Origin of the sequence: Tenacibaculum ascidiaceicola (genome assembly GCF_047470925.1) — a bacterium.
GTDB classification, from domain to species: domain Bacteria; phylum Bacteroidota; class Bacteroidia; order Flavobacteriales; family Flavobacteriaceae; genus Polaribacter; species Polaribacter discolor.
The window spans coordinates 166,942-190,745 of sequence record NZ_JAZKJP010000010.1; the positions used below are offsets into that span (position 1 = coordinate 166,942).

Consider the following 23,804-nt stretch of genomic DNA (forward strand, 5'->3'; position numbering starts at 1 on the left):
GGACAATACCCAAGGTTTAATAGGTTTGTTGTTTTTGCCTAAGAGGAGTAGTTTTTTAATTTATAATTGTTTGATATAAGTTATTTCTGTCTAGAATATAAATATGCTTATTAAGTACTTGAATAGCATATGAATCTGCTTCAAAAAACACAGAGTCATCTTTTTTTGTTAAAAAAGGCTGAGTATTTGTTCCTTTACTATCAATTTTAAAAACAAATGATATAGCTTCACCAGAAGTATAAAAAGAGGTTGTTATAAACGCATTATTTTTATGAATAGCTATATCAGATATTTCTCCATAAGGCATGTGTGTTTTTTTCCAAGTTTTCCCTGAATCATTTGTATACAATAATATACTGTTTAAACCGCCAATAAAACCAGTTTTGGGGTTAAAAAAAGCAACAGAAGATAATACAGTATTTTCTCCAGAGTATAGAAGTTGCCAGTTAATTCCTCCATCAATACTTTTATAGCATTTTCCAGATAATGTGGTTATTATTAATTCATCAGCAGAAAGTTTTGCTATATCTGATATGCCTTTTTCATTTTTAGGGAGGTTATTATTTTTAATGATTTTCCAGTTTTCGCCTCCATCTATTGTTTTTAATATTACGGAATGGCGCTCATGTTCTCCGACAATAAAACCTATTTTTTCTGTTAAAAATCTAATTTTATAATATTTGAATTTTTGATACCTACTTTGGTTGTCTTTAAAAAAGTATTTAGTATCAAAAACACTCCAGTTTTTTCCAAAATCTTCACTTTTATAAATATAGTTATTAGCTCCAACTATAAAAATATTATTTCCAGAAAAATCTACAGATAGAAAGGAGTTGGCAAATCTAGAAAAACTAACTTCTTTCCAGGTTTTTCCACCATTTTGGGTGATTCTAGCGCTTAATCTGGTTCCGCCAACTATAACACCAAGGTTGTTATTTTTAAACTTAAGGCCTTGATAAAAATGAAATCCAGTTTCATCTAGATGATGAAGTATCGAAACTTCTTGATTAGAGGATGTATTGGTAAATTTATATTGATTTTGGGTAATATTATTATAAGTATTGTATTCTATTCCAGGAGCTTTATTTATTGGTATAAAGCTTTTACTAACCTTGTATGCTTTTGGGGTAAGGTCATTTTTGTTTGATTTATTATTGATACAAGAGTAGAAAAGAGTAATTGTAAATAATAAGATAGGTAATTGGGGTATTTTCATAATTCTAAGTAATTTTTGTCTGTTTGTACTAGGTACATTTCAGCTATACAAGTTTTGTATAGTTTGTGTTATACAAACATAACAAAACAGGATTAAAGCCTTTATAATAGAACTTTTCTTTTTTAGTTATTTGTAATAATTTAAGCTTAGGAGTAATACTACAATAATGAGGAAACAATACTTCAGGCTTAATTGAGATGTTGTTTTCTAACTAAGGGGAATTTCGTTCCCCTTAAGCGAGTAATTGTATACAATGTTTTACTATAGAAAAATGTTTGTTAAGTAGAAGGTTAAAGTGTTGTGGTTACAAAAGGTGTTATTGCTTTTGTAAAGTAGCTTCAGATATTACTGCTAGTACTTTTTCTTGATCTAATCTTTCTGTATAGTCTTCTGGTGTAAAGTTGTATATAACTTTTCTCTCGTTATTTACAATTTAGGTTGCAGGCATTGGTAACTCATAATCTTTGTTTCCATTGTGCTTATCTACGTTAAGATTAAAAGAGTAGTATACACTTCTTAAGTCTTCAGGTAGTTGAAAAACTAGTCCTAATGATTTTGCATATTGATTTTTTTATATTTTGGATTAGTTTGCTTAAAACGATGCAAAATAAAGAGTAATGGTTTTGCGTTTGTATAAAATTATTTATTTGGGCATAAATCTAGTATGGTCTTCTTTGTCGATTTTTTCTTTATTAGCTATGACATCATTTTTGTTTTTTTTGGAAGGCTTTTTACTAAAGTTAACTGGGTACTTATTTTTTGATTTTGTAAAATAAAATAATTCATTTTCTTTTAAGAAAAGTTGAATTTTTGAGTGTAAAATGGGAATACCCAAAGGAAAAACAAGAATAAGTAAAAAGTTAGGAAAATCATTAATAAACTTAAATCTAGAGTTATTAATGGGTATTTTAGATATTATCTTGCCTGTAAAAACTGCTATGTAGATATATGAGGCAAAGACAAGTACTCCGTAAAGAAGTACTAAAAGTTCTATTAAAATTATAGTTTTATTATCAAGAAACCATCCTTCCTTAAATATATCTAAGTTTAAATTAAGCAGAAAGTCTAGAAGTCTATGTGTAGAATAGAATAAAAAACAAACTTTAAATAAGGTGTTTTTAATCTTAATTTTTTTCTCATTTATCGTTACAGCAATACACCAAATCCACATAAGAAAAAGAAAATGCATTATTAAAAGAGCACTTTCAAATAAAGGGAAGTTAAAGTCAAAATTTAAGAAAAAAGAAATTAAAGATATTAATCCTTCTAATATTCCAACAAAAAAAGGCATGAAAAATAAAAGGAGTCCAATTTGGATAGAGCTTAACTTAAATATAAGTTTAATCATTTTTTTGAGTTTATAGTCAATTTAGCTAACCATAGAAGTAAAGCTTCAAATGCTGTGTTGAATTTTTTATGGAATAACTTAATTTTTAGCAATTTTTATTCTCTCAAATATAGGGAAATAAATAAGGAAAAAGAATCTCTTTATTATCAGGAGGATGCCTCAAGCCTAAAGGGAATGACACTCCATAGGTAACAAGAACAATACTCCTTACTTAAGGGAGAGCGTTATTCCCCTTAAGCGAGAAGCATTGTATACAAACTTTACTATAGAAAAATGTTTGTTAAGTAGGAGGTTAAAATGTTGTGGTTAAAAAAGGTGTTATTGCTTTTGTAAAGTAGCTTCTGATATTATTGCTAGTACTTTTTCTGGATCTAATCTTTCTGTATAATCTTCTGGTGTAAAATTGTATATAACTTCTCTCTCCTTATTAACAATGTAGGTTGCAGGCATTGGTAATTCATAATCTTTGTTTCCATTGTGTTTGTCTACATCAAGATTAAAAGAATGATATACGGCTCTTAAATCTTTAGGTAGTTGAAAAACTAACCCTAATGATTTTGCATATTGGTTTTCAAAATCACTTAAAACACTAAAAGTTAATTCGTTTTTTTCCGAAGTAGTTAATGAATTATCTGGAGTTTCTGGACTAATGGCTACTAACGCAGTATTTAACTTGCTAAGTTGGGGGAGGATGTTTTGTAAGGCACGTAACTCCATATTGCAGAAAGGACACCATCCACCTCTGTAAAAAGAAATTACTAAAAAATCTTCTTTAAAATCAGTAAGTGATATGTTTTTATTGTTTACGTTGGGTAGGGTAAACGAAGGAAGTGTATCTCCTGTTTGTAAAGCTTCAGTACTTAACGATTGTGCTTTTAGTTTGTTTGTACTGGCTTCCATAATAGTCCATTTTTCGGCTGGTATGTTTTGTTTATTAGTCGCTTTTCTTTCAGCAAGACTTTTTGATAAGTTCATTTTTAGTAAGAGGTTTTATTTAATACTACAAATGTCAAAGAATTTGCTATGCAGAAAAATGGAATAAATTATAAAATGATGGAATAAATTCCCAACCTATTAAGTTGCTGAGTTTTGTGTTCTAAATTGTGTAGGAGTGAGTTTTGTTTGCTTTTTAAAATACTTGATAAAATAATAAGGATCATCAAAACCTAATTGATAGGCAATCATTTGGCTAGTGTCTTTGGTATTTAGTAACTTGTCTTTGGCTTTTTCAATTACTTTTTCAGTAATAAATTTACAAGGTGTTTTATTTTCAGTCTGTTTAATTTCTTGTATTAATTTTTTAAGAGGTATTTCCATCATTTCTGCATAGGTACCTGCGCAATAATTGTGTTCTATGTTTTGATCAATTAATTCTGAAAATTGTACTGTAATGGATTGTGCTTTTAAGCTATTCTTAAAATCACCTATAAATTCACTCCATAAAACATGAGTATAGCTTTCTAAAAGACGACTATTGTTTTTAGCCTTTAACAACGAGTGTATCTTACTTTTTTTATTGTCATAATTTTTAATTTTCAACACTTCAAAAGGGATATTGATATTTGACAAATCTTTTTCCAAATCGGGAAATTTTTTTAAGTCGTGTTCATTTAGTTCGGCTACAAAACCTTCTATAAAAGGGGAGGTTGCTATAATATCAAATTTAGCATCAAAAAAGAAGTAACTTTTAGCAGGAATAGCAAAAACGCTTCCGTCTTTTTCTATAGTTATATTTCCATTAAAAAGAATGAGTAGGTTCTTTTTATTTGGAATTATTTTCTCGTTATTTTTTATAGTGTATACCATTGTACTTCTTTAAAACAGAGCTTTAAATTAATTATTCAGCTCCAAATTTGTCGGGATATTTATATAATCCTTAAGCTATGCGCAAAAATATGTTAATTCTAGATTAGAAGTCTAAGTAATCAATTTTGAATGAGGCTTGCTATAGGGAAAAAAGTGTTTGTTAAGAGAAACAGGAGAGATAATATTCAAACTTTTGTTAAAGTAAAACAACTATAAAAGTGGGGTTTTATTTTAGAGTTCTAAGTTGTTATATGTATTTTCTTTTTTCATTAAAAACTTTAGTTTATCACAGGTTTTGATTGGAATGAATTCAGTTAATTGATAATAAGCTAATCCGTTTGCTTTGAAAGGATCTTTTTTAACAGTATTTTCTAGTTCAGATTTGCTTTCAGCTTTCGCTAACATGAAGCCACCAGTTTTTGGAGCTTATCGTTCAGAAGCAAGGAAGTTTCCAATTCATGTTGTTCGTTTAAAAAACAGTCAATTTTTTCGAGTTCAGTTTTGTAAGTAAGCTTTATTATAAACATTAAAAAATTAAATTTTGTGTATTAACTTTTCGTAATCTATTACTGTAGCAAACTCTTCACTTAAGTTAGCAAGAGAGGTTAAATGTATTGTTTTAGCATCATATTTTTATCCATTAATACCAATTCTATCAAAAGCAGCTGTGGCGTCTGAAATTACATAAGTTTCAAATCCAAAATTACCAGCCATTCTAGTAGTTGTTGATACGCAATGGTTGGTTGTTATCCCAACAATAACAAGAGTTGTAATGGTTTGTTCATCTAATAGTTCTTTTAAATCGGTTCCAATAAAAGCACTATTCACTTCTTTAGTTATTATAGGTTCATTTTCTAACGGTATTACATTTTCGTTAAAATTAAAACCATCATTTTGTTTATTAAGTTTTGAATTTGGGTTTGTAGAACTATGCCTTATATGAAAAATAGGTAAATCTAGTTCTCTCCATTTGTTTAATATTTTTCCGCAAATAATTTCAGCATCTTTATTGTTTCTATTACCGCCCCAGTATTCTTCGTTTAAGAAAGCTTTTTGGACATCTACAAGGATTAAAGCTGGATTTTTTTCTCTTAATTTCATGCTTAAGTTATTATTTAATACAGTATAAAAGTTTTAAATATGAATAATACTTAGGATAACTAGTTCTTAACTTATTTTCCAAATAGTTTTTTCCAGAAACTCTTTTTTTCTTGAGGTTTCGTTTTTGAAGTTTCTTCATTTACACTATCACTTTTTTTAATAGCTGCAATTTGTTCCATAGCAGCTTGTTGATACAGTAGTGCACCTTCAGGATCACAGTTAAACAAGTTAGAAAAGCATGACGAATTATTTAAGTCCATCGGATTAGGTTCTATAACTTCTGTAGCTTCTAATAAACCTAATTTATTGTCTTTTGAAAAGTTTAAAGCTTTAAGGAAAACGTTAATTCTATCGTGTGAAAACAAATAGTTTAATTCTTTTTTAATTTCAGAATCGCTTTCATAATCATTTAATAATTCAGTAACCTTATTTTGAGGAATGTAAACACCAGAGCAATAATTCTCAATAATTTGATTATTTACACTTTTGGTTAACTTTTCATTTGGCACTATTTCTTGCCATTTTTTATAGTACTTTTTTAGCAAAGGATTTTCTGAAAGAGAAAGAGCTGAGCCTCTTATATAAAAGAACTTTTGAAAGAAACCTTGTGTAACAGCTATGTTAAATCCATGGCTTTTATCAAAAATATCATCTTCTTTAATGTTTAAGCCATTTTCAATGACTTCTTTATAATGGTCTTTGTAAAAATTTTCAAAGGTATTTTCTGAGATTACTTTTTCAAGTAAACTTTGATCATCTAATACATCAAAATACCAATCGTTTATTTGTTTTTCTGATATAGGATGATAACTTATATCCCAACCCATAGTATTGTTTTTTAGTTATTGTTAATGTTTTTGTAAGTAAAAAGTAGTGAGGCTTTTCTATATAACTTTTTCTATTAAATTGAAAAGCTAAATTTACAAAGATTAGGTTCTTTATAAGTGTTAAAAAACTGTTTTTATTGTAGATCAACTTCAATGATATAAGATGTTATTAATTTTATTTTAGCACCTTTTCTCCCTTTGAAAAAATAAAAGTTTGAAAAAGCATGTTTTTTCCATTTTAATAGTTCCATTTACAGCGCCTTCTTTTCCGTGAGATAAGATTTGTTTAAGTGTTAATTCGGTTACGTCTTTCTCTTTTATTTTCTTAAAACTCCTTCTTTCCTTCAATTTTCTATCTCAAACTATACTCTAAATTATATTATCAGTAACACTTTCGGTAAGAAAATCCAGATCTCCTTTTGCTAGGGCGATATTGAATTCTTTTAAGAATGTCATTTTAGGTGAATTTCCACAGTTAGGACTTGAAATAATTTTAAGCATAATGTTATTTTTTTATGAGTAGTCTATGTTATTTCTCTACTTTAAATATTTTTTCAAAAGCATTGTACACGGCTTCATGTAAAGCATCGCCATGAGTTTTGTCTTCCAAAAAATCGAAATAAAGCTTCGTCTTTTTAGTTTTTTTACTCAGTAGTTTATCATGTAGTTCTTTGGCAGTTCTTTCCATGATTGGCCCTTCTTTACCAACTGCAATGTATATACTCTTCTTAGTGTCGTACTTTACTGGTGTAAAGGTTAAAAGTTTTTCAGCATCCCACCAAAGACTAGGACTTACAATTATGTAGTTATTAAAAAGGTTAGGGGTTTTAAATAAAACTTCTGTAGCTAAAAGCCCTCCAAGTGATTGACCGATTAGTGTTTTGCTATTTGTAGTTCTGTAGTTAGTATCTATAAAAGGGAGGAGTTCTTTTTTTAGAAATTGAATAAACTTTTCAGATTTCCCTGAAGTAGGAAATTCTTTCTGGTCAATTTCTATAGAAGATGGATATGTAAAGTCTCTTTTTCTATCTACATTTCCAATACCAACTACAATAGCTTCAGGAAGCATATTTATCCATGGAAAAGAGCCAAATTGTACAATTCCAGCAATATGAATAAAGTCTTCATCTTTAGAACCATCTAATAAATAAATTACTGGATATTTTTTTGACTTATCAATATCGTAGCTTGCAGGAAAATAAATATTTAGTGTTCTATCTTCTTTTAAAATAGTCGACTTTATTTGAACAGTTTTTCCAATGGAAAAATCACTTTCATTAATTTTTTTAGGAATATTTTGAGCTAAGGTTGAAAAAGTGATTAATAGAGTAACAAGTAATAAAGTTTTCTGTTTCATATTGCTAATAATAATGGTTATTGTACAATTATGTAAATATAACAGACTTTTACTCAATAGCCACTATATCACCATCTTCAGGAAGGTAAACGTTATGATATAAGTTATTTTGTTTTAATATGGTTCTAAGTTTTTCTCTAGTTAATGGACAATGGTTGATAGCTTCCATATGATTAGCAACGACTAAACCCGATGAATTTTTTATAAATTTTAGAATATCGTCTACGCTCATAATAAGTTGTTTGAAAAGGTCAAACTGAGCAGTTCCACAGGCTAATACATTAATATTTGGTTTATAATTAGTCAGTACTTTATGCACAGCGTCAGTATAAATAGTATCGGAACTGAGGTAAATAGTTTTTTGATTAGGAAGCTTTATATAGAAACCCAATACATTTCCCATAAGTTTGGCTACAAATCCGTAACCATGTTTTGCAGGAATACCTTCTATTTCTCCTCCTAAAAAGGGTTGTTTTTCCCAGTATTTTAAACTTTGAACAACATTTAGCCCTCTCTTTTTAAAAGCCTTCTCATCCTTTACACTACAGGTAACAGGAATGTTATTTTTGATTAAAAACTCTACACCAGCATTATCTATATGATCTGGATGTTGATGAGTTATTAAGCAATGAGTTACTTTTTTTAGTAGTGCGTGTGTTTTTTTGGGAAGTGGAACAGTTGGGTTTTTTCTAGCTTTATGTCTAAAGAGAGTAAATGGAGGCATAATTCCTTGGTTACCGAGCATTGGATCGACAAGAATAACCTCTTTTTCAGTTTCAATAATTATAGTAGCATTTCTTATTTGGTGTATATGTAACATGGTATAACTTTTTAGTTATACAAATGTCTTTTATAAACTATTTGTTTTCATTGATTCAAATCAAGAAATACGTTTTTTAATTCTGCTTAACGTTTCTGGTGTTATGTTTAAGTAAGAAGCTAAATGATATTGAGGTATGTTTTGTATCCATTCGGGTTTGTAAATAAATAATTCATTATACAATTCTTCAGGTGATTTTGTAGTACGATTAAACTCTAGTCTCTCTTTTTGTTTTAAAAGTTTTTGAAAAGAGGCATCAACAAAGGTTTTACCACATTGATATTTTTCTAATAAATCAAAAAAGAGTTGCCTTTCAATACTTAAAATTTCTACAGAAGTTAAGGTCTCTTGGTTTTTCTTGGTAGCGGTATTTTGACTAAAAGTTAGTAAATCGGAGATAAACTGAGGTTTTACATAAAAGTTAATATTGATTTCCTTGTCTTCATTTGCATAATATTCTCTTACAATTCCATTATTTAAAAAACGCAACTTTTTTTCTTTAGAATTTTCTTGAAGTAAAATAGTTCCTTTAGTGTATTTTTCTATTTTAAATAGACTAAACAGTTCATCGAGTCCGTGTTGATTTAAAGGAAACTCAGTTTCAAAGAATTTAGAAATTTTAGCAAATTTTGTCATTCAATTTGTTTTAATTAACATATAATTATTGAAAATCACCAAAAGGATTTACTTTTCTAAAGCATTTTCAATTATCGAAAAAGTTTTATTTGTAGGGTTTATTTCCGCTTTGATTCCATAAGGAATTGTGAAAATAGGACAGGTGTGCCCAAAATCCATTTCAGTAATGATTGGTAAGTCTGTTAAACCAGCTTCGTCTCTAATTACTTGTACTAAAGCATCTTCATATTCCTTTGTATATTGATTGTTATAGGGTCTACCTACAATTAGTCCATTAATGTTATGCATGATTCCTGAAGCAACATAATTTCTTAAAATCCAAAGAAAATAATGAGGTGGCATCATTGCTTCCGATGTTTCAAAAAACATTATTTTACCTTTCCAATCGGAAGGGCTTACCCACAGTTTTGTGTCTTTTAAAGTTTCCAAAACATCAAAACAACCTCCTAACAATTCTCCTGAAACAGTTTTAGTACCTTGTAAAAAATTCCACCCATTAGATTTTGTTAATTGTCTTGAAATAGTTTGATTTTCTGGATTGCTCCATTCTAAGCGTTCAGATGTCCAACCTTCCATATTAGGTTGAATTTCACCTATTATTTTATTAGAAAATAAGGTTTGTTTAATATCGGCTATTTGATATTGATGAATTCCGTTATTTTCAGCAAACCCTACAAGTGTTGACGTCCCATAAAAAGAGGTTACTCCTGCTTTATAGAAACAAAAATGTGTTATTGTAGAGTCAGAAAAACCAATAAAAATTTTGGGATTTCTTTTAATAACATCAAAGTCTATAAAGGGTAACATTCGTATGCTATCATCACCTCCTATATTGGAAATAATCGCTTTTATAGAGGCGTCTTCGAGAGCTTCCATTAAATCTTCTGCTCTTGCTTTTGGGTTTTCATAAATCCATTTAGCAGGTTTCAAAGCATTTTTAGTTTCAACAACTTTTAACCCAAAGTTATCTTGTATCTGTTTTTTACCAATTTCATATCTACTAGGAATTTCTCCAGCACCGCCCCAAGACAAAGAGATTGTGGCGATTTTATCACCTTGTTGTAATTTTTTTGGTTTGATCATAGTTGTTTTTTCAGCTTGTAGTTAATGTTTTTTGTATATACTAAGGGTAATAGGGGTTTATGTTTAGGCTTAGTACTGCTTTATTTCTTTCGGTTTGAATTATTTTGTGAAAATGAAACTCTGTTTTGTAGAGTTTAAAAAAAATTAAAAATTGTTTCATTAATCTTGTTTTTCAATTCCAAATACCAATGGTTCGGAGTCTTTATCTAACAAAAATAAAGAAAGGTTTATAAATGAAAATGCTATACTAATAACAGAGAAAAAAGTTAAAGATATATTTATATAGTTCAAGTTATCAACTTTAGAAATTATTATGATTAAAGAAGTAAGGCTTATAACATAAGCTATTAAACAAAGAAAGTAGTTGAAAAAAGAAAAAGTAGTGTTTTTTAACCTCATGTAAACCAATTTTAAATACCATATAAAAAGTATACATATTACAATTAAGAGAGGTAAAAAACTGCCGTAACTTAAAGTAGTCATATTTTTATTAATGCCAAGTAGTAGAGTAATTATGATAAGACCAAAAAGTATTGCTATGTACCATATACCTAACTGTTTAATGAATTGATTAATAGTTAAACTTCCTTTTTTATAAACATCGTTTATATAAGGTTTAGATCCTTTGAGAACAGAAAGGAAGAGTATTGAACTTATTCCTAAAACAATATAAAAAAGGATGTTAAATACATGAAAATCCTTTATTTGATTGTCAATTTCTATTCCCATTAAGTCAGAAAAGACCCCTAGGCTAGTGGTTGTTTTTAAAAAAACAACATCAAAAAAAAGAAAAATAAGTGTTCCAACTAAAGCACCTACCCATAACTTAGAATTTAAGTCTTTTACTCTTTTAATAGTTAAAGTTAAAACGCTGTAAAATAAAATAAAACCTACAGGTAAATTAGGGACAGTAAATGGTCTTATAACTTTATGCGTAGCTAATAGCAGAGCACCTTTTGAGCTTATAATCGACGTAACACTATTAATTATAGTAAAATCAAGAATAAAAATAAAAGCTAAAAAGAATAGAACTATTATCCCAAATAAAAACTCTTCTTTATTAATAGTTTCTCTTGGGTCAAATAGTAGTTTTATTATTTTGTAATTCATAACTGTTTTATTGGGGGATACAGGTTGAGGTTTGTTAAAATAAAAATTAAATGTTGTGAGAGTTAGCTAAACTATTTTCTTTCTTCTCAGTCAATTCTAAATAATTATCTTTTCCGAATGATATATAATACAAAGGGTATAGAATGATAATTCCTGCAAGGATTAGAAAAATAAGACTTTTAGAAAACATAAATAAAGCAACAAATACCATCATAACAGCTCTTATAATTCCTTCATATTTAAAACTATTAAGAGTTAAAGTTACGGTTTGATCATCAGTAACATTTATGTTGATTTTTTGACTACCACACCAAGAGGCTTTGGCGTAAACTTCATATTCACCATTTTCTAATTCATATTCTTTATCTTCCTTTTTTATTAGACCTAGTTCTTTTTCGTTAGCATAGATTTTAGCACCAACTGTGCTTTCAATTTTAATTTTTCCCATTTTAATTTTTAAGTTGTTTAATGTATTGTATGTTTCTTTTTTATAGAATTATTTAACTAATTCTTTTGTTTTGTTCCAGAGGCTCTTTCCTTTATTCTTTAGGTCTTCTGTACTGGCATACTCTTTTAGGTTGTCAATAAAGCTTTTTAGATTATCAATAGTTTTAAATATTTCATTTGTATGTGGTACATTTTGTTCTTTCATTACTTTTTCCCAATCTACCTTTGATAAAATTGAGTACATGTATTTTGTAGCAATTTTACTCAAAAAGAATTTATCATAAAAACCATTTAAGACCTTACCTGATTCTCTGTTCTTAACATATTCAATAGATTCGTCTATTCTTTCTTTATCTTCTGAAGAGAGTAGGGTACTTGTTTTAAGTTTGGTTAAAGAAGCAATTGCTTTTTCATTTTCTTCGTTTTTTAAATATAAATAGGTTTCTATTGACCAAGTAATTTCATTATTTAATCCAATTTTATTAGCATCTTTTAAAAATGCTTCAAAATCTTCAAGAGCACGTTTTTCATCAATTTCTCTTTCCATCATTAATCGGTCAAAACCTCTAAATAAATGATTTAAAGAGTGAAGTCCTAAATGAGTACTTTTATTATCAAGATTTCCCCATTGAAAGAAAGCTCTTGTATAGGGTAAATCCACATCTTTATTGTTGTTTAACCAGTTAATATTTCTTGAAATTTCATCTTCAGATAAATAATAAAGACCTTTTTCAAAAAACAAGAAGCCTCTAAAGTATTGTAGTAGAGTTTTTATTTCAGAATCAGGAAGTAATTCAGGATTTGTTTTTGTGCATTCATAAAGCGATACTTCCTTACCTAAATCTTTACTTAATATTACAATTGCACTTAAAATAGCGTGCTCTATATTTTGAACATATTCTTTTTCTTCTCCTTTATAATACTCTCTTTTTTTGCTAGTAGAGTCTCCGTAAATTAGATTAAAAGAGTCTACTAATGTTGGAAAAATATCTTCATCAGTTTTCATAATGAAGTCTTCCATTTTTTTATAATCACGGTATATTAAAATGTAATCTATGAGTGATAAACTTTCTGGGTTTTCAACATCATATTTTACCACTTTATTAAAGATCCTATCAAGATCTTTTTTAAAAGACTGAAATTCTGTAGAAATAGTATCTTTTTCTGCTGAAGATCTGATTAGAATTTTACCAAATTTATAAGTGGCTATTTTATAAGAATCTAAGTTTTCTTTTAATTCTATTTTGTCTTTTTTAAGTAGTTCTTCGTCTGTTTTTTCTTTGTTAAAGCAACTAACTGTTAAAAGGATTAATAATAGTAGAGAGGTGTTTTTTAAGCTCATTTTAAGAAGTGTTTAATAGGAAGTAAAGAATGGTTTGAAATTAGGGTAAACCTTTCTTTTTTTTGGTAATTTTAATTTAAGTTAGGGATATGGTTAGTTATTAACCTAACTCTTTTGTTAAATAGTGAGAAGAGTGTCCTTTGGGTCTATCGTTGATTGTTGCAATATGTTTGTAGCCAACCTTTTCATAAAAAGGTTTAGCTTGCCAACTAGTAGTTTCAACAAAGACTTTTTCACAACCATTATCTTTTGCGAAGTTTTCAGCAGATTCAATTAACTTTTTCCCAGTTCCTTTTCCACGACAATCTTCTGATAACCAAAGTAGTTCAATGTGTAAGGTGTTCCAAAAGCATACAGCTCTTATTCCGCCAACTACATCTCTATTTTGATTTCTAGCAAAAGTAAAAAACTTGATTTCTTCTTCTATTGGTTCTAGATCAGGAATTTTTGAATGATTAAAATCTACAATTCCTTGACTTATAGTCTTAGGATCTTGCTCATTTGGAGTTGTGGTAATTTCTATAGTCATTTTTTTATTCTTTTTCAATTTTCAAATATAATAAAAACAGAAAAGGATAATAAAGTTTAACCCGCAGTAAAAAAGAAACCTTTTAACCCACTTAAAATACTTTGCACAGCATAAGAAGCCAAGATAAGCCCCATTACTTTACTAATAACTGTAATACCATATTCGCCAATCCTTTTCTGTATACGGCTGGCCAATAAAAGAATTATCATAGTGAGTACTACTACAAAAAGAACGAGTAGGGTAGTAATGGTTTGTTGTTGAATAGTATATATATGGTTATCAGTTAATAATACTACTGCCATAATAGCACCTGGTGAAGCAATTGAAGGAATTGCTACAGGAAAAATAGTAACATGCTTGTAGTCTGAAATTAAATGTTTTTCAGATTCTGGTTTTCCTTCACCAAAAATCATAGTTAAAGCGAAAAGAAAAAGAATAACACCTCCAGAAATTTGAAAAGCATCTAGAGTAACTTTCATTCCTTCTAAAATAATTTGCCCTACTACAATAAAGAATAATAGAATTAAAAAAGCAATGAATGATGCGCGGATAGCTACTTTTTTCTTGTGGTATGTATCTAATTGTTTGGTAGCCTCTAAATATACAGGAACTGTTCCTAAAGGATCAATGACTGCAATTAAAAAAAGGATAGTTGTAATTATTTCTGCTACCATTACTAAAACTTGTTAGATAACGAAGTTACTTTTTTTGAGTGTAGTATCAAATATAAAAAAGAAAAAAGCCAAAGCTGTACAGCTTTGGCTTAACTAATAAAACCAAGTATTAGTGTCATCGGAGTTAGCTAAACCAATGAACTAATGTTTTTAATATTTTACGGAGTTGTTTTTTTTACTAATATATCTTTGTAATCCCCTTGCTTAAAAGTTAACTGTTTACCATCTTGAGAAAAAATAAATGATATTGATTCAGCATAAACTTGATTCATAATAAATCGGTTATTTCCTTTATAAACTAAAGGTTCTTTGAATTCGTCTTTTATTAAGTGGATTAAAGTTTTTTTGTCCTTTATAAAGGTAGATTCATGTGTTTTATCTTTTAATGAAACATACTTACCTACAAATTTTTCAATTTCAGTTTCTGATATATCAACAATTACATCATTAAAATATAGATTGAGAGTTTCTGAATATATATTATTTACATCAACTTTAGAAGCATTTGAAAGCAAGGTGAATGAAAGTTTTTCTTCAGGGAAGTAAATTGAAGTAGACCTAAAACCATCAATATGCCCTCGATGTCCATATCCTTGTCTATCATGAATTTTGTACCGGAAGAGTCCCATTCCGTAATGATCTTTTATAGTTTTCATTAATGATAAGCTTTTTGTTGAAATTAACTTACCTGTAAATAAGGCTTCTATAAAATTATTAATGTCTTTTGAAGTTGAAACTATTGAGCCACTACCTTTGAGAATAGACATATTAGTTTCAGGAAACTTACTCCATTCTTTGTCGTAGATATACGAGTAAGCTTCATTATTATTAATATTTATTTCATTACCTACATAAGTATCATAAAGATTAAGAGGCTTGCAGATTTTATTATGAATAAGGTCTTTATATGAGGATTTATATGTTTTTTCTAGAATTAGTGATAGCAAAAAATAATTAGAATTGCTATAGTCACCTTTATCATTTGGTTCGAAATCACTTTTGTAATTCGAAATCATAGATAACATTTCAGAAGTAGATTTATATTGAGTATGGTACTCCAAGAAATTATCTTTTGTAAAGTTATGAATACCACTTCTATGTTGAAGTAAATGAGCAATAGTAATTTTGTTTGCGTTTTTAAGCTTCGGAAAAAATGTTTCTATAGTTTTATCAAGCGTTAGCTTGTTTTCTTCAAGGGCTTTAAAAATTAAGGTTGCTGTAAATATCTTAGAAGCTGATCCTATACGGTACTTTGTTACTGAATCTACTTTTTTAGAGGCTTTAATATCACTAAAACCTACAGCATTTTTATATACAGTCTTTCCGTCGTAAGATAATTCTATACTTCCCATAAAATTATTAGCTTCTAAATAAGTATTCAAAAGACTATCAATTTTGACTTGATACTTTTCTGAATTTTCTTTGACAGGCAGAGTAGATTTCTTGGTTTTTGTACAAGAAAAGAGTAGTATGATAAATGCTGTTATTAATATCAGTTTGTTCATTTTTCTTAGCTTTAACTGAAGAGTTTATAATAATAAACTCATAAAAAGATTATATCTGAGCTCCTGTTGTTTATTCTCAATAAATTAATGTAGGCTGATTACTTTAGTCATTAACCATTGATTTTTTTCTTTTTTCCAAATGGCGATAAATTTGCTAGGAATTGATTTAGCGTTAGGTTCTCTATTATTAAAAAACTTATGATATCCAATTTCTACAGCACCATAATTATTTATAGGGTATACCTCGATGCTTCCTTTTATTAAAGTACGAGTAACCTTGCCACAGATGTTCTTTTTGGTGGCAGCCATAATTTCATTTTTAGACGTAGATAAGCCTCCTTTATCATGGAAAAACTCAATATCATCACTTAAAATATCAGACTGTGTTTTAATGTCACAAGTATTGTAAGCGTTAAAGAATATACTATCCATTTTTACAATTTGCTTGTGCAAGTCGATGTCAATAGGTTTATAGTTTGGAATTTCTTGTACTTGTCCATTCATTACCCATGATAGCAAGAGTGTGTATAGCAGGGTAACTATTTTCATAAAAAAGTTACCCTTAAAGAAGAAGTCAAATAAATCGTTCATAGTTTTTCAGTTTATGCGTTTACCAAGTTTTAAAGCTCAAAGCTCCTTCTTCATTATACAGTCTACGGAAACCTTTAGATATATTATCTAATGTACCGTTTGAAATAGCTATACTTCCTACATAGCCATCGTTACAATCAATTTCTAAAACGAGATTACTAATTGTTCTATCACTATTAAATTTTGAGTCAACAATATCAATATCTATGTTTTTACGATCTTTAAACCAGTCAATTAATTTGTTAAGCTCATCTTCAGTAGTTGTTTTAGAGATGATAAATTCAGCTTTTACATTATTAATTGTACTATCAAATAAAAAACTTACTTCATCATCATTATCAGAATCCCTCTCGTTTGAATCGTTATCATTAATATCTTCTTCATCACAATCTAAACAGTTAAAACCTTTAGGAGTCATTTTGAAATGATGATTAGCCATATCACGATCGTATACGTTTTGAACGTTTTCTACATCATCTAAAAAGTTACGAGATGAACCTTCAAAATATACAGTTGTTCCTTCAGGAATGTATAAAACAGCGTCAATTTCTTCATCCTTCCATATGTTTTTGTATTCGCTAATAAAAAAGGCGTCAAAAACAATAGTGTTGTTAGCTGTTTTAAAGTTATACTGAATAGCCTCTGCATTACTATTAGCGTTATTACGTTTTCTTCCTTCAGAAGTTTTCTTAATTTCAATATAAGCGTTACCAGTTTCGCTTTTGCGAACATCTATATTTATATCGTTAGAATACTTCATTTCTTTATCATTCACATGAACAGATATAGAGTTATCTCTATTACGTAAATTATGTTGGTAATAAATATTATCGTCGTTTACCACGCGTATTTTTAGAGGCTCTTCTTGATTGTATGTAATGCTGTGTTTTGAAACATGGGCACCATCGTAAGCATGTGTAGTGAAATACTCAATTCCAGAGAATCCGATTGCTAATAAAGACACCAGCCAAAGTCCAAACAATGTTAAAACAGTAGCAATACCAAGTCTTTTAACATTAGGAGATAAAATTCGTAATCCTAAAATAAATAAGACCACAAAAGGAATTCCTATTAAGAAAAATACAAATGTCATTAACAACCATTTAGGCATTGCTGAATCATAAAAGAAAGGAGGATAATGAATCATGTCTCCATCAAAATTCAAGATTTCTAAACTTCCAACCGAAAATAAAGTTAGTAGTAGTGAAATGATTGTAATACCAGCGATAAATATTAATAAAACGCCCATGAACTTACCAAACACTTTGAATATAGCTAGTAAAATTTTACCCATAGTGTCTATGAAATCCTGAAAACCAGATTTAGTTTGGTTGCGTAGTTTTTGATAATCAGCATTTGAAATTTTATCCGATAAATCATGGGCGCCTTCCTTTACCTTTGATGAAAGGCTTTCAAACTCATTACGAATTTTTTTTTCAATGTTATCAATATTTACAGCTTCACCCTCCATTTGAAGTTTTTCAGAAGTGGTTTTAGCTTCTGGCAGGATAACCCATAAAATAATGTATCCTATAATTCCGAAACCAAACCCAGCTAGTGTTAAAATTAGAAAGGCTAAACGAATCCAAACAACATCTACATTAAAATAATGTCCTAGTCCAGAACACACTCCTCCTAAAAATTTGTCGTCACCATCTCTAAACATTTTTTTACTAGAGGTGTTTCTATTGTAACTGTAAGAAGTATTTTCGTTATAAGCTTCTTCGGCTTCGGCGTAATCTTCAGGTTGCCCCATGATAGCAATAATTTCTTCAATATCGCTTTCATTTACTACTTGACGAGCATCGGTAATTCTTTCAGATAATAATTCGCTAATACGAGCTTCAATATCTGCTATAATTTCATTTTTTCCTTGCGGATCGTCACTTAACGAACGAGCAATGGCGTCTAAGTATCGTTTTAATTTCTGATAGGCAGTTTCATCTATATGGAAGAAAAATCCGCCCAGGTTTATATTTATTGTCTTATTCATCTTTAGTTGATTTTGTACTTGTTACTTGGTTTACTGCGTTTACTAAATTATGCCATGTTTTGTCTAATTCTTTTAAAAACATTCCGCCATTTTCAGTGAGTACGTAATATTTTCTTGGAGGTCCAGAGGTTGATTCTTCCCATCTGTAACTTAATAATCCTGCGTTTTTTAAGCGGGTAAGTAACGGATATATGGTTCCTTCAACCACAATCATTTCTGCACTTTTAAGGCTAGAGAGTATCTCAGAAGTATAAGCATCTCCTTTTTGTAAAATGGATAAGATGCAATATTCTAAAACACCCTTACGCATTTGTGCTTTTGTGTTTTCTATCTTCATGTAATGCGGTTTATGGGTTATTTTATAAATTTTATTGTAAGTGGATAATGATACATTTCACCTTTGTTAGCTTTCATAGCTGCTATAATTATCAGCGCTATTTTAATAAGAGCAACAATACTTACTATTGAAGCAAATCCAAAAATGCCAAACAGTCCTCCATGTCCGTGGTATCCACCAAAGTCAATATCTACACCGTCAAATCCATTAAAAATTCTTCCGAAGAAAAAAGGAATAAAAGAAAGACCTAGTATAAAAATGTATAGACTATAGCTAATGTTAAAATTAACAGCTTCTTTACCATGCTCATCTAAAAAAGTACTTCTCTCTTTTAAAGTTTGCCATAATATAAGCGGAGTAATAATACTCCCTAAAGGAAATAAATACCCTGCAAAAGCAGAAATATGTATTAAAAAAGCATTGGTGTTTTGGTTATTATGTTGCATAGTGAAATGATTTATATAATACTTTACATTGCAAATATATATCTTTTAAAAGGTATTATGCAATACATAGTACTAAAAATTAACAAATTTTAACATTTTAATCAGATGAAATAATTAAAGAAAAAGCTGTACATTGCTTGTAAATACTGAAAAAATGAAGTTTACACCTCGAAAAGTTAATATCTTTTTGTTATTTAAATTACCGTCTGCTTTTTTTACAGGAGTACGGTTAAAGTCTCTTACTAATGATGCAGCAGTGGTTAAAGTAACCCATAGATGGATGAATCAAAATCCGTTTAAATCGATGTTTTGGGCGGTACAAGGGATGGCATCAGAATTATCTACAGGTATTTTGGTAATGAAGGAAATTGATGCGTCCAACAGAAAAATTTCAATGTTAGTTACTAACATGAATGGGACTTTTACAAAAAAGGCAACAGGAAAAATACGCTTTGAATGTAATCAAGGACAATTAATAAGAGAAACGATTCAAAAAGCAATTGAAACAGGTGAAGGTCAAACTGTAATTGTAACATCTGAAGGTTTTAATGAAGAAGGTATTTCTGTTTCGAAGTTTGAATATGAATGGAGTTTAAAAGTAAAATTGTAACAAAATAAAGTTTTTGATGTCTAATAGATAAAACAAAAAATTATGAATGCACACGAAATTGATTATCGCATTTTTGGAGAAGAAATGCAGTATGTAGAAATAGAATTAGATCCACAAGAAGGAGTAGTTGCCGAAAGTGGTAGCTTTATGATGATGGATGCAGATGTAAAGATGAATACGATTTTTGGAGATGGTTCCAATCAAGAGAAAGGATTGTTGGGAAAGATTTTCTCAGCAGGAAAGAGAATTTTAACAGGAGAAAGTTTATTTATGACTGTTTTTACAAATGATGGTCAAGGAAAAAAGCAAGTTTCTTTTGCTTCACCATACCCCGGGAAAATAATTCCGATTGACTTAACTGAGTTTGGAGGTAAGTTTATTTGTCAGAAAGATGCTTTTTTATGTGCAGCTAAAGGTGTATCTATTGGTATAGAGTTTTCAAAACGTTTAGGAAGAGGTCTGTTTGGAGGAGAGGGATTCATTATGCAAAAAATGGAAGGTGATGGTATTGGTTTTGTTCATGCAGGAGGTACTATGGCAAAAAAGGTTTTACAGCCTGGTGAAGTTTTGAAAGTTGATACAGGTTGTATTGTAGGTTTTACACAAGATGTTGATTATGATATTGAATTTGTGGGAGGTATAAAAAACACCATTTTTGGAGGTGAAGGATTGTTCTTTGCAAAGTTAAGAGGTCCTGGAACGGTATATATTCAATCATTACCATTTAGTAGATTAGCAGGTAGGGTGTTAGCAATGGCTCCACAAACAGGAAAAGGCGACAGAGGAGAAGGTAGTGTTTTGGGAGGTTTAGGAGATATCTTAGATGGAGATAATAGGTTTTAGAATTATTGTTTTATTATCATAAACTAAAAAAAGCCGCTAAATTTAGCGGCTTTTTTTAGTTTATGATAATAAGGTTTAGATTCCTAACTCTTCAAACATATTGATTAAACGTTCTCCTTGTGATGGTGCAGGAGCGTTTGGACTTACAATATTACCGTCAGGATCAATGATGATAAATCTAGGCAACCCTTTAATTAAGAAATTTTGAGCCCAGTCTAAATTTAAGTGGCTATCTCCAGCCATTAACTGTATACCAGTCATTTCTCTATCTTGAATGGTTTCTTTCCATTTTTCGTCATTCCCTTTAGCGTCAACATTAATACTTACAAACTCAATGTTTTTACCATGGTATTCTTGCTCTAATCTCTTTAATAAAGGAATTTCTCTTTTACAATAAGCACACCAGGTAGCCCAAACATCAATATATAAGTACTTTCCTTGTCCTAATAAGTCATCTAAAGAAGTAGTACCACCATCGTAGTTTACATAGTCTTTAAATTTAGGAGCAGGTTGTCCTTTAGCAGTGGTTTTTAATAACTCGTAATCTTTAGTAATTTCTTCTTTATGTGCTTTATTGGTAGAATACGCCATAAATTTTCTATAAAACTCTTTTAAGTCACTAGTATATGTTATACTGCTTTCAGCACTATTGTATAATAAATCATTTTTTGCAATCGTGTCGGTAACTTCAGTTTGAACTGTTTCTAAATAAGTTAAGGGTAAATCTTCACCTTCCTTGTTTTTCTCCTTAGCAATCCTTTGAAGTTCAGTCTCTAACATTGCTCTATAGAAGTAAGAAGTTGCATAGTCACCTCCACTGTAGTTAAAGTTTTCTAATGGGTCAGGGAAATCTTCTGAAACTTCAAAGTCTTTATTTCCTGTTAATGTTCTGTGATAATCTTGATAATTATATATGTTTCTTAAACATTCATAATCAATGTTCTTAACTTCTTTTTTTAAGAAATCTGCAGGTAATTGTTTTGAGATAGAAGCTTCAGTTACAGCATCTTTATATTCATTAGTTTTTGCTAAAAACTCACCTTCTTCTAAAGCAAAGTATTTATTAGCGCTAACGAGTATTTCAGGCCAAGTTTTTTGTTTTTCATGAAGATAACTATTTATCTTTTTGTTAGTACCTTCAAAGTTAATGAAGTCTGGGTTATCATAATCAAATACGATACCTGTGTCATCTGTCTTTGTTAAATATAAATTGACAGCTTTAATAGGTTTAGTATTATAAACTAAGGTGTAATAACCTTCTCTATTAATTCTAAGAGTATCAACAAAAGAGCCAGTTTTTCTGTCAAATTTTATTTTCTTTTCAAATTGAAAACCATTTAAAGTAACATTTCTTTTTTTGAGGTTATCAATTTTACCAGTTAAGACCAAGTAGTCTTTAACAGGCTTTTCTTCTTTTTTACATGAAATTATGGTAACTCCTAAGAGGACTAAAAGTACTAGTTTTTTCATTGTTTAATGTTTAGTGAGAATATGGTGTTTAAGGCGCCGAAGTTACTTTTTTTAACTTTTTTATCAAAAAAATTAACACTTTATTTAAATGACACTCTATTTTTTACAAAGAATCAGCTTGAAGTTTTATCTTTTTTTTGGTTCTTTGTACACCTTAAAAATATTAAAATGGATACTACACATATAATAAATTCACAACCTGTTGGTTTAGAAGATATTCATAGTATTGTATTACTAGATAAAAAACTTTCTTTATCAGAAGAATCAAAAGAAAAGATATTAAAATGTCGTGCATTTCTTGATGAGAAAATGAAAACTCATAGCGATCCAATTTATGGAATTAATACTGGATTTGGTTCGTTATGTAATGTTAAGATTAGTGGAGATAATTTACAACAGCTTCAAGAAAACTTGGTAATGAGTCATGCTTGTGGAACAGGAGACGAAGTACCACAAGAAGTTGTAAAATTAATGTTGTTACTAAAAATACAATCATTAAGTTATGGTCATTCAGGTGTTCAACTGGCAACTGTTGAGCGTTTGATAGAGTTTTACAATAATGATATTTTACCAGTTGTATATACGCAAGGTTCGTTAGGAGCGTCAGGTGATTTGGCACCGTTAGCTCACCTCTCATTGCCATTAATTGGTCTGGGGGAGGTATACGTTGCTGGAGAACGAATTTCAGGAGAAAACTTATTAGAAAAATTTGGTTGGGAGAAAATAAACTTACAATCTAAAGAAGGACTAGCATTGTTAAATGGAACTCAATTTATGAGTGCCTATGGTGTGCATAACTTATTAAAGGCATATAAACTTTCTTACTTAGCAGATATTATTGGATCTGTTTCTTTGGAAGCTTTTGATGGAAGAATAGAGCCATTTAATGAGTTAATACATTTGGTTCGTCCTCATAACGGACAGTTAGCTACAGCTAAACGTATTAAGGAAGTATTAGAAGGAAGTGAGTTAATTGAACAGCCAAAAGAACACGTACAAGATCCTTACTCTTTTAGATGCATGCCTCAGGTCCATGGAGCAACAAAAGATACATTAGAGTTTGTGAAGAAAACATTTATTACAGAAATAAACTCGGTAACAGATAACCCGAATGTTTTTGTAGATGAAGACATTATTATTTCTGGAGGAAACTTCCACGGGCAACCGCTAGCTTTAGCATTAGATTATTTAGCTATTGCAATTGCTGAATTAGGTAATATTTCAGAAAGAAGGACTTATCAGTTAGTTTCTGGTTTAAGAGGATTACCAGACTTTTTAGTGTCTAACCCAGGATTAAATAGTGGATTTATGATTCCACAATATACTGCGGCTAGTATTGTAAGTGCAAATAAACAATTCTGTACACCATCTAGTGTAGATTCTATTGTATCGAGTAACGGACAGGAAGACCATGTAAGTATGGGGGCTAATGCTGCTGTTAAGGCTAAAAAAGTAATAGATAATGTATGTTCAGTATTAGCTATTGAGTTAATGAATGCTTCTCAGGGACTTTCTTTTAGAGAACATAGTACATCTGAATTCTTAACCTCTTTTGTGGGGATGTTTAGACAAGATGTACCTTTAGTTAATGATGATAGAGTGTTGCATAATGATATTAAAAAAGCAGAAGGTTTTATCAATAACCTAACTATTGAAGTAGAAGAATTATTCTAAAGAATAGTGAAATTATATTTTTAAAAAGCTCCAACTATA

Annotated in this window: 25 protein-coding genes and 1 pseudogene; 4 read left to right on the top strand and 22 right to left on the bottom strand. The window is 29.6% G+C overall.

Annotation, left to right across the window (positions count from 1 at the left end; translation table 11 throughout):
- Positions 1 to 55: 55 nt before the first annotated feature.
- The gene (locus tag VBY68_RS10525) at positions 56 to 1,216 is read right to left on the bottom strand and encodes a WD40/YVTN/BNR-like repeat-containing protein (protein WP_415269696.1); all 1,161 of its coding nucleotides are present in this window, start codon (positions 1,214 to 1,216) and stop codon (positions 56 to 58) included.
- 821 nt (positions 1,217 to 2,037) lie between these two features.
- Here VBY68_RS10525 and VBY68_RS10530 point away from each other — a divergent pair.
- Complete coding sequence (locus VBY68_RS10530) at positions 2,038 to 2,160, top strand: hypothetical protein (RefSeq protein ID WP_415269697.1); 123 nt, start codon at positions 2,038 to 2,040, stop codon at positions 2,158 to 2,160.
- A gap of 722 nt (positions 2,161 to 2,882) precedes the next feature.
- Here VBY68_RS10530 and VBY68_RS10535 read toward each other — a convergent pair.
- The 20 genes and pseudogenes from VBY68_RS10535 to VBY68_RS10630 all read right to left on the bottom strand — a co-directional run bounded on the left by VBY68_RS10535 (position 2,883) and on the right by VBY68_RS10630 (position 19,168).
- Positions 2,883 to 3,539, bottom strand: a complete 657-nt coding sequence (locus VBY68_RS10535) for a peroxiredoxin-like family protein (protein ID WP_099216363.1) — start codon at positions 3,537 to 3,539, stop codon at positions 2,883 to 2,885.
- Between the two features lie 99 nt (positions 3,540 to 3,638).
- The gene (locus VBY68_RS10540; protein ID WP_415269698.1) at positions 3,639 to 4,370 is read right to left on the bottom strand and encodes a helix-turn-helix domain-containing protein; all 732 of its coding nucleotides are present in this window, start codon (positions 4,368 to 4,370) and stop codon (positions 3,639 to 3,641) included.
- A gap of 231 nt (positions 4,371 to 4,601) precedes the next feature.
- Complete coding sequence (locus VBY68_RS10545; protein ID WP_201796540.1) at positions 4,602 to 4,775, bottom strand: YciI family protein; 174 nt, start codon at positions 4,773 to 4,775, stop codon at positions 4,602 to 4,604.
- A 129-nt stretch (positions 4,776 to 4,904) separates the two neighbouring features.
- Positions 4,905 to 5,471, bottom strand: a pseudogene (locus VBY68_RS10550) (cysteine hydrolase family protein).
- Between the two features lie 71 nt (positions 5,472 to 5,542).
- Entirely contained in the window at positions 5,543 to 6,298 is a 756-nt protein-coding gene (locus VBY68_RS10555; protein ID WP_415269699.1) for a hypothetical protein, read from the bottom strand.
- 369 nt (positions 6,299 to 6,667) lie between these two features.
- The gene (locus VBY68_RS10560) at positions 6,668 to 6,799 is read right to left on the bottom strand and encodes a hypothetical protein (protein WP_262607255.1); all 132 of its coding nucleotides are present in this window, start codon (positions 6,797 to 6,799) and stop codon (positions 6,668 to 6,670) included.
- Positions 6,800 to 6,827: 28 nt separating this feature from the next.
- Complete coding sequence (locus VBY68_RS10565; protein WP_121147117.1) at positions 6,828 to 7,655, bottom strand: alpha/beta hydrolase; 828 nt, start codon at positions 7,653 to 7,655, stop codon at positions 6,828 to 6,830.
- A 49-nt stretch (positions 7,656 to 7,704) separates the two neighbouring features.
- Positions 7,705 to 8,475 carry an MBL fold metallo-hydrolase gene (locus tag VBY68_RS10570; RefSeq protein WP_121147118.1) on the bottom strand — a complete coding sequence of 257 codons (771 nt, stop codon included), beginning with the start codon at positions 8,473 to 8,475 and terminating at the stop codon, positions 7,705 to 7,707.
- Between the two features lie 60 nt (positions 8,476 to 8,535).
- Positions 8,536 to 9,111 carry a Crp/Fnr family transcriptional regulator gene (locus VBY68_RS10575; RefSeq protein ID WP_415269700.1) on the bottom strand — a complete coding sequence of 192 codons (576 nt, stop codon included), beginning with the start codon at positions 9,109 to 9,111 and terminating at the stop codon, positions 8,536 to 8,538.
- A gap of 48 nt (positions 9,112 to 9,159) precedes the next feature.
- Positions 9,160 to 10,194 (bottom strand): S66 family peptidase, encoded by a 1,035-nt coding sequence (locus tag VBY68_RS10580; RefSeq protein ID WP_415269701.1) that lies wholly within the window; start codon positions 10,192 to 10,194, stop codon positions 9,160 to 9,162.
- A gap of 159 nt (positions 10,195 to 10,353) precedes the next feature.
- On the bottom strand, positions 10,354 to 11,304 hold the full coding sequence (locus VBY68_RS10585; protein WP_415269702.1) for a hypothetical protein: 951 nt from the start codon (positions 11,302 to 11,304) through the stop codon (positions 10,354 to 10,356).
- Between the two features lie 46 nt (positions 11,305 to 11,350).
- Positions 11,351 to 11,752: a hypothetical protein gene (locus VBY68_RS10590; RefSeq protein ID WP_415269703.1), complete on the bottom strand. Its 402-nt coding sequence runs from the start codon at positions 11,750 to 11,752 to the stop codon at positions 11,351 to 11,353.
- Between the two features lie 48 nt (positions 11,753 to 11,800).
- On the bottom strand, positions 11,801 to 13,093 hold the full coding sequence (locus VBY68_RS10595; RefSeq protein WP_121147123.1) for a short-chain dehydrogenase: 1,293 nt from the start codon (positions 13,091 to 13,093) through the stop codon (positions 11,801 to 11,803).
- 100 nt (positions 13,094 to 13,193) lie between these two features.
- Positions 13,194 to 13,622, bottom strand: a complete 429-nt coding sequence (locus VBY68_RS10600) for a GNAT family N-acetyltransferase (protein ID WP_121147124.1) — start codon at positions 13,620 to 13,622, stop codon at positions 13,194 to 13,196.
- Positions 13,623 to 13,678: 56 nt separating this feature from the next.
- A complete protein-coding gene (locus tag VBY68_RS10605; protein WP_099216476.1) occupies positions 13,679 to 14,296 on the bottom strand; it encodes a MarC family protein in 618 nt (205 codons plus the stop codon).
- A gap of 158 nt (positions 14,297 to 14,454) precedes the next feature.
- Positions 14,455 to 15,801: a serine hydrolase domain-containing protein gene (locus VBY68_RS10610; protein WP_415269704.1), complete on the bottom strand. Its 1,347-nt coding sequence runs from the start codon at positions 15,799 to 15,801 to the stop codon at positions 14,455 to 14,457.
- An 84-nt stretch (positions 15,802 to 15,885) separates the two neighbouring features.
- Positions 15,886 to 16,392, bottom strand: coding sequence for a nuclear transport factor 2 family protein (locus VBY68_RS10615; protein ID WP_415269705.1), 507 nt, complete (start codon positions 16,390 to 16,392; stop codon positions 15,886 to 15,888).
- A gap of 19 nt (positions 16,393 to 16,411) precedes the next feature.
- Entirely contained in the window at positions 16,412 to 18,385 is a 1,974-nt protein-coding gene (locus VBY68_RS10620) for a PspC domain-containing protein (protein ID WP_415269706.1), read from the bottom strand.
- Complete coding sequence (locus VBY68_RS10625) at positions 18,378 to 18,722, bottom strand: PadR family transcriptional regulator (RefSeq protein ID WP_028890785.1); 345 nt, start codon at positions 18,720 to 18,722, stop codon at positions 18,378 to 18,380. The genes VBY68_RS10620 and VBY68_RS10625 overlap by 8 nt, the downstream gene beginning before the upstream one ends.
- Before the next feature lie 17 nt (positions 18,723 to 18,739).
- Complete coding sequence (locus VBY68_RS10630) at positions 18,740 to 19,168, bottom strand: DUF4870 domain-containing protein (protein WP_121147127.1); 429 nt, start codon at positions 19,166 to 19,168, stop codon at positions 18,740 to 18,742.
- A 154-nt stretch (positions 19,169 to 19,322) separates the two neighbouring features.
- On the opposite strand from VBY68_RS10630, the gene VBY68_RS10635 reads away from it, so the two are divergent.
- A complete protein-coding gene (locus tag VBY68_RS10635) occupies positions 19,323 to 19,778 on the top strand; it encodes a DUF4442 domain-containing protein (protein ID WP_099216478.1) in 456 nt (151 codons plus the stop codon).
- A gap of 42 nt (positions 19,779 to 19,820) precedes the next feature.
- Positions 19,821 to 20,621, top strand: coding sequence for a TIGR00266 family protein (locus VBY68_RS10640; protein WP_099216379.1), 801 nt, complete (start codon positions 19,821 to 19,823; stop codon positions 20,619 to 20,621).
- A gap of 75 nt (positions 20,622 to 20,696) precedes the next feature.
- On the opposite strand, the gene VBY68_RS10645 is transcribed toward VBY68_RS10640, so the two are convergent.
- Complete coding sequence (locus VBY68_RS10645; RefSeq protein ID WP_415269707.1) at positions 20,697 to 22,091, bottom strand: TlpA family protein disulfide reductase; 1,395 nt, start codon at positions 22,089 to 22,091, stop codon at positions 20,697 to 20,699.
- A gap of 168 nt (positions 22,092 to 22,259) precedes the next feature.
- On the opposite strand from VBY68_RS10645, the gene hutH reads away from it, so the two are divergent.
- Positions 22,260 to 23,765 carry a histidine ammonia-lyase gene (gene hutH / locus VBY68_RS10650; RefSeq protein ID WP_415269708.1) on the top strand — a complete coding sequence of 502 codons (1,506 nt, stop codon included), beginning with the start codon at positions 22,260 to 22,262 and terminating at the stop codon, positions 23,763 to 23,765.
- Positions 23,766 to 23,804 lie beyond the last annotated feature (39 nt).